The following is a 15,036-nucleotide window of genomic DNA, read 5'->3' on the forward strand; positions in this document are numbered from 1 at the left end:
TTGAGGCGCGGCGGTCGATTGGTACGAGCAAAGGGCCGAAGGCAAAGGTGGACTGGGCTGATTTGATCGGACGCGTCGCCTCTCACCACGACCGGGAGGCCTTCAAGGGGCTATTCGAGCATTTCGCGCCCCGTATCAAGGGGTTGATGCAGAAGGCCGGGTGCAGCCCCGACGAAGCGGAAGAGATCGCGCAAACCGCGATGTTCGCGGTGTGGCGGAAAGCAGGCCTGTTCGATCCCGCCACAGCGGGAGCGGCGGCCTGGATCTTCACGATCGCGCGCAATCTGCGGATCGACCTGCTCCGCCGCAGAGCACGGACCGACCGCCTGGAAGCCGTCTCCGAGCTGCCTGATGCACCGGACCCGGCCGAACCGGCTGACGCCGTCATTTCGCGCGGACAGGACGCCGCGCGCATCGAGTCCGCCATCAAGCAACTCTCGGCAGAGCAGATCATGGTGGTCAGGCTGTCGTTCATCGAGGAGAGGGCGCATCCTGAAATCGCGAGCCTGCTTGGTATTCCCCTCGGTACGGTGAAATCGCGGATCAGACTGGCGATGAACCGGTTGAGAGACATATTGGACGAAGACACATGACGATCAGCCACCATCCGCCTGAAGATCTTCTGGCCGATTTCGCGGCCGGCAAGCTGGAAGAGGCCCATCAGCTGGTGGTCGGGGTGCATGTGGCAGGATGCGCCCGGTGCAGCCGCTTCGTGCGCGCCATAGAGCAGCTTGCGGGTGCGGCGCTGGAGGAGATCGAGCCGGTGCCGACCGCGCCGGATGCGTTCGACCGCGTCATGTCGCGAATTGAGAATTCTCCCGCCGCTCGTGCGGCACCTCCCCCCGCCTCCGTCACGGATCATGAAGTTCCGCCGGCCCTGCGAAATTACCGCATCGGCAAGCGCCGGCGCATCGCACCCGGTCTGAGCATGCGGCCGATCGAGCTTTCCGGTTCGGGCAAGGCGCGCGCCTTCCTGCTTCGGTCCGCGCCGGGATCGCGCATGCTCGAGCACACGCACACCGGCACCGAGCTCACGCTCGTGCTCGAGGGCAGCTTCAGCCACGAGGGCGGTCGGTTTGGTCCCGGTGATTTCGACTACGGCGACGACGAGGTCGAGCACCGTCCGATCGTCGGCGACGAAGGCCCATGCCTCTGCCTGGTCGCGATGACCGGCGACCTGCGTATGAACGGCTTGCTCGGCCGTCTGATCGGGCCATTCGTGCGGCTTTGATTCTCCTTCCGTCCTTTCCGTCGGAGTGATCCGGGCCTGTACCCGAAGCGTTCAGAAAGAAACGCAAGGGAGACAGGACATGGCCTGTTCAAGCCTGGCAAGTCAGGTGCGGAGCGAGAGGTTACCCGAACTGCTGGCGCGCGTTTCCTCAGGTGAGGTGCGAGCCTTCGCGGAGCTTCATGCGCTGACACGCGCCAGGTTGCGCAGGATCGTGCTGGCCGTTGGCGCCGCGCCTGACGACGCCGACGACATCCTTCAGGAAAGCTTTCTCAAGATCTGGCGCAACGCTGCGCGGTATGATTCCAGGCGGGCCCCGGCTCTTGCGTGGATGTCCGCGATTGTCCGCAATACCGCAATCGACCATTTGCGGATTCGAAGACAGCCGACTTACGAACTGGACGAGGCGCTCCTGTTTGCATCGGCGTCCACTGCCTCGCCCGCCGAGGATTTCGATTACGCCAGCGCCGAACCGATTGCACGCGCAGTGCTGGCGCGGCTTCCGGAAGATCGCCGCAGGCTCGTCGCTCTGGCTTACCTCAAAGGCGAGAGCCGCGAGAGCTTGTCGCGACGCTTCGGTGTGCCGGTCGGCACCGTCAAGACCTGGCTGCACCGGACCATCGCCGCAGTACGCAAGGATTGCCTCGCGGCATCGGCTGCGGCCTGAAGCCGGAGAAATGCTGGCATGGCCGCGGACATCATCGAGTTTCCCGAGCGTGGGCGCGAGGACCGGCTTGTCGCTTCCGTCGCGCGGCTCGAAGCCATCATCAGTGAGGTCGAGCGGTTTGCGCCCGACGATCCCAGGGCCGGCCTCGATGGACTCCTTGCCGCCATGGAGCGCATGGGCCATCAGCTGGTCGACCTCGCATGCCTCCTGCTCGACGATGAGACGAGAGCGCAGGCCCAGAATGCACTCATATCCTTGACCGACAAGATTGCGGAAACCAGGGACACGTTCGACCGGCTCGGAGGGCGAAGCTCGACCTGACTTGCCCTGCACGATTGACCGAAATCAACTCGGCTTTGCGCGCGGCAGGCGGCCCATGTTCAGTGGGCCAGCTTCTGGGCGACGAGAAATCCAATCAAGGAGCTGACCCCGGCCAGCAAGGATCCCCAGCAAACGTCCGCAAGTGTCAGTCCGGTCGACCAATTCCGCAAGGTCGCCTGATTGGTGAGATCATAGGTCGCATAGGTGAAGCAGCCGAGCAGCAGGCCGGACGTGAAAGCGCGCAGCGCGCTTCCGTCATGATGCGCCGGCAGCACGGCGAACCAGATCAAGCCGATGGGATACAGCAGATAGAAGACGGCGGCGGCCGCCAGATTGGGCTCGGCACGCAACATATCGCCCAGCACCGGCCGGTAGAGCCGCGCAACCATGATGTTGAGCCAGACCATGTCGACTGCAACGAAGGTCACGGCCACGGCAAGATAGGTGAAGAGAAGATTCATGTCCGCATTCCCCGTGCACTGCATCTGGCCGATTGTCGAGCCGGCCAGCAGATAACGCCCGTGGATTCAAGCCGGATCACACGAGCGCAGGCATGTCCGTCATGGGCGTAGCGGCAAAACAAATCACAGCGCCTGTTTGGGTGGCCATGGGAAGAAAGCGTTGGTCCGGGCCTGATACTGCCGATACAGGTCGCCGCGCGATTGCAGCATCTGCTCCTCGAGCGGCGGTATCCCGGTCACATGCACAAGGATCCAATACATGATCGCTGGCGCCGCCAGGCTGGCCCAGCCCCAGGCGTATCCGGGCGTGAGCGCGATGACGGGGTAAGCCAGCCATCCCAGCCATTCGAAGAAATAATTCGGATGACGCGACCAGCGCCAAAGTCCGACATTGCAGACCTTCCCCTTGCTCGACGCGTCGTGTTTGAAGCGCCGCAGCTGCCGGTCTGCCAAGGCCTCGCCAGCGACGGCAATCAGGATGATGACCACCCCGACATAATCCTGCAGCCGCAGTCCCGGCGCCGGCGCGTGGCCTGCGAGGAACACGGCGAATGGCAGCGGCAGTGAGACCAGCGCCTGCGATTGCAGGAAGAAGAACATCCGGCGCGGGGCATCCGCCCCCCATTCGCGCGCATAGTTTGCGTATCTGGGATCGTCGATCCCGGCCGCGGAGCGACGCGCGATGTGCGTCCCGAGCCGCAACGACCAAAGCAGCACCAGCCCTGCAACAAGCGCTTGGCGAGCCGGCAGGGAGCCGTCAAGCGGCCACAAGGCAGCGGCCGCGCCGATGAGGCCGGTCGCGTAGGACCATATCGCATCCACCCATCCGGAATTGCCGGTGCGCTGCTGGACGACCCAGGCCAGTCCCATCAAGACACAGAAGGCCAGCGCAATTAAGCCGATCGCCTGAACCTGCACGAGAACCATGCTTTCACCCATGTTGACCTGCCCTCGATACGTCCGCAGCGGAAGCCGGTTTCGCGCCGCAAGGCGGGGCGCACCTGGCCATGTGATCCGCGCCGTCCCGCCGAACGTTTCTCACGAAACTGATTGTCGCAACGACCGTAGCTGGCGATACAGCATTGGGGGCGAGAGGTATGCGTTTGGCCGTGATCGGGACGGGAATTGCCGGCAACGCTGCCGCGTGGCTCCTGTCGAGGCGCTATGCGGTGACGGTGTACGAGCGGGAGCTGCGGCCGGGCGGGCACAGTCATACCGTTCGCATCGACTATGATGGAGAGGCCATCGATGTCGATGTCGGCTTCATCGTCTACAACGAGACGAACTATCCGCAGCTGACGGCGCTGTTCGCGCATCTGGGCGTGAAGACTGTCGAGACCTGCATGAGCTTCGCCATGTCGGCCGACCATGGTCGGTTCGAATGGCGGGGTGGCGGCGAGACGGCCCTGCAAACGGCCTGCGGCCTGTTCGCGCAACCGCGCAATCTCGTCTCCCCCTCATACTTCCGCATGCTCGGCGAGGTCGCGCGGTTCAACCGGCAGAGCGTGTCCGATCTGCGCACCGGCAAGCTGCACGGCCTGACGCTCGGCGAGTATCTGCGCAAGCAATCATTCGGACCCCGCCTGTTCGCCGATTATCTCGGACCGATGGGAGCGGCCATCTGGTCGTCCTCGTCGGCCGACATTCTGTCCTTTCCGGCAGAGAACTTCGTCGCTTTTTTCGACAATCACCGGCTCTTGCACCTTGACCGGCCGCGCTGGCGGACCGTCGAGGGTGGCAGCCGGCGCTATGTCGACAAGCTCACTGCTTTGTTCAAGGACAACATTCGGCTAGGCTGTGCCGTGACGTCGGTCAACCGGGCGGAGCATGGCGTGACCATCCGCGACAGTCATGGCGGGGCGGAAACCTACGATGCCGTGGTAATGGCTTGCCACAGCGATCAGGCCTTGGCTGCGCTGTCGGATGCCGATGCCCGCGAGCGGTCCATTCTCGGCGCGATCAGGTATGCTCCGAACGCGATCTATCTGCATCGCGATCGCAGTCTCATGCCCAGGCGCCGGCAAGCATGGGCTTCCTGGAATTTCCTGCAATGGCCGCGACAAACGCCGGCCCAGAACGACGTGGCGGTGACCTATTGGATGAACCGGCTGCAGGGCATCGACGACCGTAAGCCATTGTTCGTCAGCCTCAACCCTCCTTTCGAACCGGCGGCCCACCTGACGTTTGCAAAGTTCAGCTTTGCTCATCCTCAATACGACCTGGCTGCGTTCGCGGCGCAGCGACGGCTCCCCGCAATTCAGGGCCGACGCCGGACCTGGTTCTGCGGTGCCTGGACCGGCTATGGCTTTCACGAGGACGGCTTGCAGTCCGGCATCTCCGTTGCGGAGGCCTTGGGCGGCCAGGTTCCCTGGCGACGCTCGGACTCGCTGCTGGTCCAAGCTGCCGAGTAGCCCCGATGGTCCGAACCAACCCCGACAAAGCGGACGATGCGACAATGCCCGCCGCGCTCTACTGGGGAAAGGTGATGCACGCACGCTGGCGGCCTGTGCATCACAGGTTCACCTATCGCGTGATGAGCCTCTTGATCGACCTCGACCGCTTGCATGAAGCACCTCGCCAGTCCTGGCTGTTTGATGTCAATCGAGCAGCCGCCTTCAGCTTCCACGAGCGCGATCATGGCGACCGCAAGGGCGCGGGCCTCAGCCAATACGTCAGGCGAATCGCCGCGGAGCGCGGCATCGACCTCTCGGAAGGCCGCATACTCCTGCTGTGTTATCCCCGGGTTCTGGGCTACGTGTTCAACCCGCTTTCGATCTACTTCTGCTATGGGGCATCGGGCGATCTTGCGCTGCTGATCTACGAGGTCCGCAACACCTTCGGGGAGATGCATTCCTACGTGCTGCCCGTGCAGGACGCGCGACCGGACTGCGCAATCAGGCAGAGCCAGGCCAAGGAGTTCTACGTATCACCCTTCATGGAAATGGGGACGCATTACCGTTTCAGCATTTCTCCGCCGGAGCAGAATGTAGCAGTCAGAATCGTACAGACGGGCGATCAGGGCGCGATGTTCGCCGCAGCGTTCCGCGGACGACGCCGGGCGCTCACCAGCCGCGCGCTGCTGGCGGCGCTCGTCGGTCTGCCCTTCCTGACGTTCAAGGTGATCGCAGCCATTCATTGGGAAGCGATGCGGCTGTGGCTCAAAGGTGTGCCGTACTTGCCTCGTTTGAAACAACGCGGGATTTGATCCATGGACCTGGCAGCCGCTCATCAAGCCGCTCAATTCGATGGTGTCCCATTCCTTGCCCGGCTGGCCTTGCGCCTCGCATCGCAGCTCCGGCGCGGCACCCTCCATGTGCGCCTTCCCGACCAGCGAATGGTCACGTTGCGCGGCCAGCTTCCGGGTCCGTCGGCTACGATCGAGCTGAAGAATTACAGGTTTGCGCGCAGCCTCGTCATCGGCGGCGACATCGGCATGGCCGAGGCTTACGTCCGCGGCGACTGGACCACGCCTGATCTCGCCCAGCTTCTCTACGTGTTCTGTCTCAACGACGATCTGGTCGACAATGCCTTTGCCGGAAGCATGCTGGTGCGCCTGTGCCGGCGGGCGCTCCATCGCCTCCGCCGCAACACCAAAGGCGGTTCGCGGCACAACATCCACAAGCATTATGATCTCGGCAACGAGTTCTTCGCTGCGTGGCTCGATTCGAGCATGACCTACTCATCGGCTCTGTTCTCGGCCGAGACGCCCGACCTGCCGGCCGCGCAACGGCACAAATACGAACAGCTGGCGAAGGCGATCGAATTGCAGCCCGGCCAGACCGTGCTCGAGATCGGGTGCGGCTGGGGCGGGTTCGCCGAATTTGCCGCAAAGACTTACGGCGCCAGCGTATTGGCGCTCACCATCAGCAAGGAGCAGCACGAATTTGCCAGTCGGCGAATCCACCAAGCCGGGCTCGCCGAGAAGGTCGAGGTGCGGCTGCAGGATTACCGGGATCAGGAAGGCCGATTCGACCGCATTGCCTCCATCGAGATGATCGAGGCCGTCGGCGAGCAATTCTGGCCTGCCTATTTCAGCCAGCTGTACCAGCGCCTGAAACCGGGCGGTCTGGCGGGCATCCAGGCCATTACGGTCCGCGACGAGCTCTTCGGCCTTTATCGGCAGCGCGTGGACTTCATCCAGAGATACATCTTTCCAGGAGGGATGCTGCCTTCGACCAACATCCTGCACGGGCTCGGCGAACGCTTCGAGCTGCCCGTGATTCGCGAGCGTGTGTTTGGACAGGATTATGCCAAGACACTTTCACTCTGGCGGGACAATTTCAGCCGCGCATGGATCGACCTGACCTCTCTCGGCTTCGACGAGCCGTTCCGCCGGCTGTGGGAATATTACCTGTGCTACTGCGAGGCCGGGTTCAGGGCCGGAAAGATCGACGTCAGGCAGCTGGTGTTTGCACGGCGGGCGTGAGGCAACTCACGCCACCCGCCGCTTCCGGCGCGCCGTGGGGGCTTGCCAGGAGAGTTCGGTGAGCGGCACGGGCTTGCTGAAGTGAAATCCCTGGCCGAGCGGGATGCCGAGTGATTGGAGCCGTCTGACCTGTTCGGAGGACTCGACCCCCTCGGCGACGATCGACAGCTTCAGCGTCTTTGCGAGCTGCACGATGGATTTCAGCACGGCGACGGTCTCGCAGCGATCGATCCTGTCGATGAAGGATTTGTCGATCTTGACCTTGTCGAAAGGAAAGGCCGTCAAATAGGACAACGACGAGTATCCGACACCGAAATCGTCGAGGGCAATGGAGACGCCGAGCGCCTTGAGGCGCTGGAGCGTCCTGAGGTTCTCCTCGGTGTCGGCGAGAAATACGCTTTCGGTGATCTCGAGCTCGAGCCGGGTCTGCGGAAGCCCGCTCTGCGTCAACGCAAAGGTCACGGTGTCGACGAGATTGGCGCTGGCAAATTGCAGGGCGGAGAGATTGACAGCGACCTTGATGTCGCCCGGCATGCTCATCGCATCGCGGCAGGCCCTGGCGAGCACCTGGTGGCCGAGCTCGACGATCAGTCCCCCCGCCTCGGCAACCGCAATGAACTCCGCCGGAGGGACGTAGCCCCTGGTGGCGTGATGCCAGCGCGCCAGGGCCTCGACCGATTTTACCCGACCAGTGCCGAGCTCGATCACAGGCTGATAAAACAGCTCTATCTCCTCACGCCAGATCGCTTCACGCAGCTCGATCTCGAGCACGTTGCGTTGATCCGCTTCCGCCTTGAGCTCCGGTGAATAGACGTGGAAGCAGTTTCTGCCGGCATTCTTCGACCTGTAGAGCGCAAGATCGGCGTTGCGAAGGATCTCGTCGACCCGCGTGCCGTGCTCGGGCACGAGCGCAAGGCCAATGCTACAGCCGCTCACGACGGGGTGGCCATCGATGTGAAAGGGTTCGGCAATGGCTTCGACCAGCCGCGCGGCCAGGCTTTCAGCGCCGTCGCGCATCGCGGCCCCGCCGGCTGCCAAGATGACGGCAAATTCGTCGCCGCCGATTCGCGCCGCCGTATCGGCATCACGGATCTGCGCCTTGATCCGGTCGGCAACCTGCTTCAGCAACGCGTCGCCGCATTGATGGCCGAGCGCATCATTGACCGACTTGAACTTGTCGAGATCGAGCAGGAGTACGGCGAACGCGGGCTCCGGCCGGCGCGGGCGGGCCAGCGCCTCGTCGATGCGCTCCTTGAACAGATTGCGATTGGCAAGGCCGGTCAGGCTGTCGTAATGCGCGAGCCGCTCGATGCGGTCCGCCGACGCCTTGCGCTCGGTGATGTCCTCATGCGTGGCAACCCAGCCGCCGCCCTCGCGCCGGCCGTACGAGATGTAGACGACCCGTCCGTCCGGAAACTGCACGGTGTTCGAGATCTGCTCCGACTGGGCGAGCCGGTTCTTCAAATCGACGAGGTACGCTTCGACGTCGAGCACGGCGGTCTGCTTCGCGAACACCTCCCGGAAGTCCATGCCGATCCGGATGTCTTCCGGCACGAGGTTGTAAAGTTCGAGCCATTGCCGGTTGAACGCGATCAGACGGTCGCGGCCATCGAACATGCTCAAGCCCTGGGGAAGGTTCCTGAGCGCATCCTCGAACTTGCTGGCAAGATCGCGCCGCTCACGGTGGGCGCGATCCAGCGCCTGCTGCCGTCGCCAATGAAATGTGGTCGCGGCGAGGATGATGAACGTGAGCAGCACCGCGCCGCCGAGATAGACCTTCTGCCTGAAGGCGGAGCGGGAATAGATCTCCTGCTCCGAAATGCCGACGGTGAAGATGAGCGGAAACGCGCGCGACCTGCGCGCCGTGATCAGTCGGTCGCTGCGGTCCGGTCGGTTCTCGTTCCAATATTGCGCATAGAAGCCGTCGCCCAGTTCGCCCGCGACGCGGCTCGGCGCGCTTTGTCCCAGCACTGACCCCTGGTCCACGCCCCGGGCGGCGAGCACCACGTGGCTCGCATTCCTGAGCACCAGCGTTCCTCCGACGCCGAGCTTTGCGGTGTCGTAGAACCTGCCGACGACGTCGACGCTGATCGAGCCGACAACCACGCCGACGGGATTGCCGGCGAGATCGAACAGCTTTCTCGCGAGCTGTATCGTCCACTTTTTGGACGCGCGGCCCAGCACCGGCTTCGCCACGTAAAGGCGATCGTCGACCTGCGACATGGTATGAATGAAGTGCTCGCGATCACCGAGATAAAGCGGCGGACCGGAATAGCCCGCCGTCGTCTCGATCATGTATCCGTCCGATCCGATCAGAGCGAACTGGACCACGTCGCCGGTGGCGAGGCGGGCCTTGTCGGACCAGAACTTCAGGCTGAAGGCCTGCGGATCCTGGGCGTAGAGTGCCCGTACCACCAGCAACGACTGATCCACGCGCTCGAAGATGCGCTCGGTGTTCTCCTCGAACAATTCGGCGACGCTGTTGCCGTGCGACCGCGCTTGCTGGATCGCATCCATCCGCTCGGAGGCGGTAATTGCGAAATAGCCGATCCAGACTAGCGGCAGAAAGAACAATGCGATCTGCAGCGGAGCATTCCGCAGGATCGCTCTTCCGGCTTTGCGAACTGCCCCTGCGGGAATCACGACGCGCACCCCCGCTTCGGCCGCCAGGGCAGAACTGCGCTCGCCCGCAGTATTGGCATCGCCTTGTCTCCGCCTCGACTGCACAGGGACACCCGCGCGGGTGCCGTTCATAGCGCGAAGGTAGCCGAAACAGCCTTAAGTTTTTGTTTGGAGGAAGCTCAATTCTTCAGCTCAAAGCCTCCGTATCATCACGGAGGTCGGCTGGTATTGGGCAATCAGGCACATCGCCATGTCGCAAGCGGCACATTTTAACCGTCTTTGGACCGTTTTTCACATCGCGCGCGCAAGGACGATCGTGCCGGACAGGATGAGGAGCGCGCCTGCCGCATAACTCAACCGTTGGCCGAACGGCAGCAGCTTCTCGGCGGCGACATAGAGCGCGATGCCGATGATCCAGGCCAGGTTCATCACGCCGCCGACGAACAGCAATACCATCAGAAACCAGCAGCAGCCGACGCAGTAGCTGCCGTGGCGAAGTCCCATCCGGAATGCGCCGCGCGTGCCGGGCCGCCAATATCGACTGAGAAACAACAGCGGACTGTCGCAGTAGCGCAGGCAGGCCTGTTTGAGCGGCGTGAACTGATAGAGCCCTGCTGCAATCAGCACGCCGCCGCCCAGAATCGCGCTGGTGCTTGCCATCGCCATCGACAGCAACCCGAAGCGTTCGAATGCTGCTTGCACCAGGACCGCAGCGAGACTGAACCCGGCCCACGTCACGAGATAACCGGCGAGAAAGATCCAGCTATCGATTGCGGCGCGGGAGGCAGCCTCCTGCCTTCGCTTGACGGTCGCATACAGGAGAACGGTGGGCACCGCGCTCGGCGCCATCATCGCGACCATCATCACCCACCACATCACGAACAGCAGCGCCGCATAGAACGGCGTCCACGGCATCGGCGCCATGTCCGGCATGTCGGCCATCATCTCGGTGTCCATGCCGGCGCCCGCAGCGAGATAGGCCCAGGCGAGCGCGACCACTGCGGCGGTCCCGATCGCGACGATCAGCCGGTCGCGGTGGAGCAAGTGTTCGAGTATCGAGCGCTCCTGCATCGACTTGTCCATGGCGACGAGGAGCTGACACCGAGATCTCGTGTCGGTGTCAGCGCCGCATCATGCCGCAACGCCCTTGGGCGTCTGCACGACATTGGCGAGCGAGCTATGCGTAGCGCGGGTCTCGAACCGGATCGCGCCGGTCGAGCGGATGTCGGCGGATGCGACCTCGGCCGCCCGATGTTCGAACCCTTCGGGCATGACCACCTGGATGCGGTGCGGATCACCGGTCACCGGATTCTTGATCGGCTCGACATCGGTCTCGAGCACGCCCTTGGCGACGAGTCGTGCGACGCGTCCGTCCTTGTCGAAGGAGAACTCGAACGGCACAAACACCGGATCATGGATCTTGGTGACGATCATGCTGACGATCTGGAACAGCGTGCCTTCGGCCGAATGCTTACCGGAGAAGATATCGAACAACGCCTGTCGCTGCTCCGCCGTGGCGCGTTCGTCGATGATGGGCTGGATTGTCCCGTTGCCCTCATGCAGCGGCCCGGGGAAATCGACCGTGATCGCAAAGCAGAGACCATCGAGCCTGGTCCCTTCGAAATGTCCCTTGGCGATCCGCATGGCGACCAATCCCTTGCAATAGCCTTGGGTCGGCCGTGCGTTGAAATCGCAGGGGCAGCCGAACGCACAGGTGCAGTTCTTCATCCATTCGCCTTCGAGACGCCAGTCCGATGCAGTCATGGCACATCTCCTGATGTGAGCGGGGACGCGGCAGCCGTTGACGAATTTGTTCAGCGTTCTTGTCGAAGCAATGCGAAAAGGCGCGAGCGGGATCGAGATCCGATCAGAAGGCCGGCATCGCAGAAATAGTCTGGTGGCGAGCTGCCGTTTACTGTCGGAGGATCATATCAGCGGCGGCCGGCTGCGTATAGCGGACGAGGGTCGTGGCTCGGGGGCAGCTACAGCTCGGGGGATGTCCGACGTCCGGGGCGTGGTGCGCAGGGGCGGGATGCGCTCTCCGACGCTCTTGTAATTGAAATATCGAGAGAATTTCTAGCAAGCAACAAGAACGTATTGGCATGAGTGAGCACGTCCGGCTTTCCCTTCGGATTCCAGAGGATGCCAAATTGGTGAAGCCGCGCCGTGAGGAACGAGAACTGCCGAAACCGATCGAGGCCGCCATGGGCTTCGATCGCCAGTTGCTGAAGATTGGCATCGATCTCTTCCCTCACTCGTCCAGGAAGGTTCGGCAATGGGCGACGAACCTCGCTGGATACTGGAACAGCGCGCCGTGGCCGGAGTCCGGATAGAGAACGAGCTGGGCGTTCTTCATAGCCTTGAACATGTTGTAGGCGTTGATGCTCGGAAACATCGTGTCGTCGCTGCCGTGCACGATGAGCGTAGGCTGCGCGATGGCGCGGAGCGTCGCTTCGCCTTCATGCTTCCTGGCGCACCAGCCAATGATTGCCTTCGCCTGCGCGTTGCTGACATCCTCGCCGCTGTCCGGATCACGATCCTCCTTGCGCATGGTTGCGCGGGCGACGAAAGCGCGGCCGGCGCGCTGACTTTCTTCGGAGGGTGTGAAGAACAGGGGCAACCGCACATCCGTCCCGCTTTGAGCGAAGGCTTCGTCGACTACGGCGAGCAGATGTTCCTCGCCCCCGCGCGGTGCAGCGCCGGCGATGATGAGCTTGCGGATCAAGCCGGGGTGCTGCACGGCAAGCACTTGGGTGAGCATGCCGCCGAGGGAGAAGCCGAGGAGGTCAACCTTTGGCAGATCAAGGCCTCGTATGAATGTCTCGGCATCCGAGGCCATCTGCTCCACCGTGTCGGGCGTCCGGCCGGTGGAGGTGCCTATGCCGAGATTGTTGAACGCAATGACCGGCCGCGTTTCAGCAAGGCTATTCACCACTGCCGGATCCCAGGCATCCATCGTCCCGGTGAAGTGCTGCAGCAGGATGAGCGGCGTCCCGGCCGTCGGGCCGAGCCGCCGGAAGGCGAAGCGCACATCGCCGACGTTCAAAGATTCTGTTCTAGCGGTTTCGAGCGACATGGTTGCTCCTTTGTGAGTTGCATTTGCTTGATGCGGAGTCGATCCTGATGATTGGCAGCGCATCTACATGGTGAGGACGATGCGAAAGCGGGCTTCGCCCGCCATCATCTTGCGATACGCTTCCGGCGCGCGTTCTAGCGGCATCGTCTCGATCATGGCGGCAACGCCAGCGAGCGAGCTGAACCGCAAGGTGGCATCGGCGGTCGCTGGATCGCCGGTCAAGGCGCCTTCGATCGAACGCTCGCCGAACAGGAGGTCGGACGTCGCGATCTCCGCAGGTTCGGGAGATGCGCCGAGCGCGATGATCCGGCCGCGCGGCCGAAGCCCCTTCACCGCGTCTGCCACAGCTCTACCACCTGACGCGGTGATGACGACGAGCTGCGCGCCGCCCAGATCCTGCAGCGCGGAAGCAACCGCGACGCTCGAGCTGTCGACATAATGGTGGGCGCCAAGCTTTCCGGCGAGACCACCTTTGTCCGGTCCGCGCCCAATCGCCACGACCTCGAAGCCCATGCGCCGGGCGAACTGCACGGCGAGGTGCCCGAGGCCGCCAATGCCGATCACGGCGACCAGATCGCCGGCGCGAGCGGGAGAGTTGCGGAGCGCGCTGAAGGTCGTCAGTCCGGCGCAGAGCAGCGGAGCGGCGTATTCCGAGGCGAGCCCATCGGGAATCGACACGAGGCCACTTGAGCGCGCGAGCATGTACTGCGCGTAGCCCCCGTCATGATGAACGCCGGTGAACTCCTGGTTCCGGCAATTGACGAGATCGCCGCCGCGGCACTCTGCACAGTGTCCGCAACTACCTCCGAGGAAGCCGATGCCGACGCGCTGCCCGAGCGTCCAACCCTCGACGTTGCTGCCGACCGCGTCGATCACGCCTACAGCCTCGTGGCCCGGCACGCGCGGCCATTGGATCGGAAAAGCCCCTTCGACGGTCGCGGCGTCGGAGTGGCAGACACCGCAGGCCTCGACGCGAAGGCGGACCTGCCCGGGGCCGGGATCGACAAGCGGCTTTTGCGTCAGTTCGAGCTGTCCCGGCGCGACGGCCTGAACAGCGCTGTATGTCGTCGGATCGCTCGACATGAAAGCTCCAAGGTCTGAAAAACCTGTCGGAGCGCTACCAGCGGCCTGCCCAAGCCGACAGGACGTAGATGCCATCATTCCGGCCATGCATGGCGAAACATCGCTGGAACGACCATCTAGGCGATTAGCAACCGTCGCGGAGAAAGCATGAAGATCGGCCTCGTCCTTTGCCCGAGTTTCCAACCCGTCTGCTTCGGAGCCGTCGCAGCGTTCGACGTGGCCAACAAGCAGGCCGGCGAGAAGGTCTATGACGTGCGCGTCCTCTCGGAGGAAGGAGGACTGGTCGCCTCGTCATCCGGCATGCAGGTCATGACGGACCCAATCGACGATGCTCGCTATGACACGCTGATCGTCGCCGCGGGCCTGGAGATACCGACCTCGTCGCCGGGATTGGTCCGGCTGCTTCGCGCTGCTGCTCGCGACGCGCGCCGCGTCGCCGCCATCTGCCTGGGCTCGTTCGTCCTGGGAGATGCGGGCTTGCTGAACGGCCGGCGCGCCACCACGCATTGGCGTTACGCGCAGGCGCTGCAGGACCGTTTCCCCAGCTGCGAGGTCGACATGGACAAGATCTTCATCGCGGACGGACCGATATGGACGTCAGCCGGCATGACCGCGGGAACGGACCTAGTCGTGGGCATGATCGAGCGCGACCACGGCTCCGATATTGCCCGTTCGGTCGCGAAGGGCATGGTCATGTACCATCGCCGCTCAGGCGGACAGTCCCAGCATTCCACTTTGCTGGACCTCGGCGCGAATGAAGATCGGGTCCAGCGCGTGCTGAACTACGCTCGTCAGAACCTTGCCGAAAACCTCACCGTTGACGAGCTTGCCGAGGCCGCGTGCCTCAGCCCCCGGCAGTTCACGCGGCTGTTTCGGGCGGAAACCGGCACCACGCCCGCAAAGGCGGTCGAAGCGTTGCGTGTCGAAGCCGCGAAGTTGATGCTGGAACAAAGTCGGTGGCCGATCGAGGTCATCGCTCGCGAGGTGGGGTTCGCGAACCGAGAGCGGATGCGTCTGGCGTTTGCGCGCGTGCTTGGGGAGGTCCCTAGAGCCATCCGCAATGATGCCGGACCGCTGGCCGCACTATGATCGACGCGCGACCGCGGCAATGCGTGTGAGAAGGCGGCCCATGTCGGATCAATCGTCATAAGG

At 63.3% G+C, this 15,036-nt stretch carries 15 protein-coding genes; 8 read left to right on the forward strand and 7 right to left on the reverse strand.

Annotated features, from left to right (window positions below):
* Positions 1–47: 47 nt before the first annotated feature.
* From I6F28_RS19220 to I6F28_RS19235, 4 genes are all read left to right on the forward strand, one after another.
* Positions 48–593, forward strand: a complete 546-nt coding sequence (locus I6F28_RS19220; protein ID WP_225140646.1) for a sigma-70 family RNA polymerase sigma factor — start codon at positions 48–50, stop codon at positions 591–593.
* On the forward strand, positions 590–1,231 hold the full coding sequence (locus tag I6F28_RS19225; RefSeq protein WP_225140512.1) for a ChrR family anti-sigma-E factor: 642 nt from the start codon (positions 590–592) through the stop codon (positions 1,229–1,231). The genes I6F28_RS19220 and I6F28_RS19225 overlap by 4 nt, the downstream gene beginning before the upstream one ends.
* Positions 1,232–1,337: 106 nt before the next feature.
* A complete protein-coding gene (locus tag I6F28_RS19230) occupies positions 1,338–1,895 on the forward strand; it encodes a sigma-70 family RNA polymerase sigma factor (RefSeq protein ID WP_036039874.1) in 558 nt (185 codons plus the stop codon).
* Between the two features lie 18 nt (positions 1,896–1,913).
* Positions 1,914–2,216 (forward strand): hypothetical protein, encoded by a 303-nt coding sequence (locus tag I6F28_RS19235; RefSeq protein ID WP_109145369.1) that lies wholly within the window; start codon positions 1,914–1,916, stop codon positions 2,214–2,216.
* Between the two features lie 59 nt (positions 2,217–2,275).
* On the opposite strand, the gene I6F28_RS19240 is transcribed toward I6F28_RS19235, so the two are convergent.
* Positions 2,276–2,677: a DUF2177 family protein gene (locus I6F28_RS19240; RefSeq protein WP_036039858.1), complete on the reverse strand. Its 402-nt coding sequence runs from the start codon at positions 2,675–2,677 to the stop codon at positions 2,276–2,278.
* A 123-nt stretch (positions 2,678–2,800) separates the two neighbouring features.
* Positions 2,801–3,616, reverse strand: coding sequence for a DUF1295 domain-containing protein (locus I6F28_RS19245; protein ID WP_370142805.1), 816 nt, complete (start codon positions 3,614–3,616; stop codon positions 2,801–2,803).
* A 158-nt stretch (positions 3,617–3,774) separates the two neighbouring features.
* Between I6F28_RS19245 and I6F28_RS19250 the strand changes: the two genes are divergently transcribed.
* The 3 genes from I6F28_RS19250 to I6F28_RS19260 are packed head-to-tail and all read left to right on the forward strand — an operon-like array spanning position 3,775 to position 7,103.
* Entirely contained in the window at positions 3,775–5,088 is a 1,314-nt protein-coding gene (locus I6F28_RS19250; protein WP_109145371.1) for an NAD(P)/FAD-dependent oxidoreductase, read from the forward strand.
* Positions 5,089–5,093: 5 nt separating this feature from the next.
* Positions 5,094–5,882, forward strand: coding sequence for a DUF1365 domain-containing protein (locus I6F28_RS19255; RefSeq protein WP_109145372.1), 789 nt, complete (start codon positions 5,094–5,096; stop codon positions 5,880–5,882).
* A 3-nt stretch (positions 5,883–5,885) separates the two neighbouring features.
* The gene (locus I6F28_RS19260) at positions 5,886–7,103 is read left to right on the forward strand and encodes an SAM-dependent methyltransferase (protein ID WP_225140513.1); all 1,218 of its coding nucleotides are present in this window, start codon (positions 5,886–5,888) and stop codon (positions 7,101–7,103) included.
* A 6-nt stretch (positions 7,104–7,109) separates the two neighbouring features.
* Here the strand turns inward: I6F28_RS19260 and I6F28_RS37510 are convergent, their stop codons facing one another.
* The 5 genes from I6F28_RS37510 to I6F28_RS19295 all read right to left on the reverse strand — a co-directional run bounded on the left by I6F28_RS37510 (position 7,110) and on the right by I6F28_RS19295 (position 13,884).
* Positions 7,110–9,677, reverse strand: coding sequence for a bifunctional diguanylate cyclase/phosphodiesterase (locus I6F28_RS37510; RefSeq protein ID WP_276573432.1), 2,568 nt, complete (start codon positions 9,675–9,677; stop codon positions 7,110–7,112).
* Between the two features lie 339 nt (positions 9,678–10,016).
* Positions 10,017–10,682 (reverse strand): DUF2182 domain-containing protein, encoded by a 666-nt coding sequence (locus I6F28_RS19280; protein ID WP_346656741.1) that lies wholly within the window; start codon positions 10,680–10,682, stop codon positions 10,017–10,019.
* A 174-nt stretch (positions 10,683–10,856) separates the two neighbouring features.
* Positions 10,857–11,489, reverse strand: a complete 633-nt coding sequence (locus tag I6F28_RS19285) for a DUF1326 domain-containing protein (protein ID WP_057027610.1) — start codon at positions 11,487–11,489, stop codon at positions 10,857–10,859.
* A gap of 487 nt (positions 11,490–11,976) precedes the next feature.
* Entirely contained in the window at positions 11,977–12,801 is an 825-nt protein-coding gene (locus tag I6F28_RS19290) for an alpha/beta fold hydrolase (protein ID WP_225113367.1), read from the reverse strand.
* Between the two features lie 63 nt (positions 12,802–12,864).
* Positions 12,865–13,884 carry an alcohol dehydrogenase catalytic domain-containing protein gene (locus I6F28_RS19295; RefSeq protein ID WP_225140515.1) on the reverse strand — a complete coding sequence of 340 codons (1,020 nt, stop codon included), beginning with the start codon at positions 13,882–13,884 and terminating at the stop codon, positions 12,865–12,867.
* A 147-nt stretch (positions 13,885–14,031) separates the two neighbouring features.
* Here I6F28_RS19295 and I6F28_RS19300 point away from each other — a divergent pair, with 147 nt between their 5' ends.
* Positions 14,032–14,973 (forward strand): GlxA family transcriptional regulator, encoded by a 942-nt coding sequence (locus I6F28_RS19300; RefSeq protein ID WP_225140516.1) that lies wholly within the window; start codon positions 14,032–14,034, stop codon positions 14,971–14,973.
* Positions 14,974–15,036: the final 63 nt, after the last annotated feature.

It is taken from the genome of Bradyrhizobium sp. NBAIM14 (assembly GCF_020193895.1).
GTDB lineage: Bacteria > Pseudomonadota > Alphaproteobacteria > Rhizobiales > Xanthobacteraceae > Bradyrhizobium > Bradyrhizobium yuanmingense.